Annotated in this window: 1 protein-coding gene; it reads left to right on the top strand. The window is 35.2% G+C overall.

Annotation, left to right across the window (positions count from 1 at the left end):
• A partial coding sequence (locus CSR02_RS16885; protein WP_208616836.1) for a hypothetical protein occupies window positions 1-264 on the top strand: 264 nt, incomplete at its 5' end.
• Window positions 265-469: the final 205 nt, after the last annotated feature.

The raw sequence follows: 469 nt of genomic DNA, 5'->3' as shown, positions 1-469 counted from the left end.
TGTCATCCTGTTTTCATTACCAAAAATTTTCAGGCTGTATGCAACTTACCAGCATTTTTTACGATCGTTAAGAAGCAATGTAGTGCAATTCAATTATCAATTAAGGTTTCGAAATTAAAATACTTTTCTAGAAAAATAGTCCAGAAATTTATGGCAACAAAATTCGTGGAAGTTGTATTGAAAATTATGGAACATTTTTTATTTTATTTTAGTAAACTGGATAATTTGCCTGGTATTGGCTGTCTTGGTAGTCGTTGGAGTTGAACCCACCAGTAGCGATACCAAAAAAGTATCTGATCAGAAACAGAATGCTTCAAAGGAACAATTATTTAAAAGAGATAATTTTTACACACTTATTTCCTGTCAAGGCTTGATCCAATCTGCTGTGGCAGCGATGTGAATAATCGCCTTGCGGTGCGATGCGTGACTTCAACAATCAGACCGTCTGACAGAAATCGTTCCAGATAGA

The organism is Acetobacter pomorum (assembly GCF_002738225.1).
Lineage (GTDB): Bacteria > Pseudomonadota > Alphaproteobacteria > Acetobacterales > Acetobacteraceae > Acetobacter > Acetobacter pomorum.
Note: the sequence above shows the minus strand (reverse complement) of the source record. Positions and strands in the feature narration are given on the sequence as shown.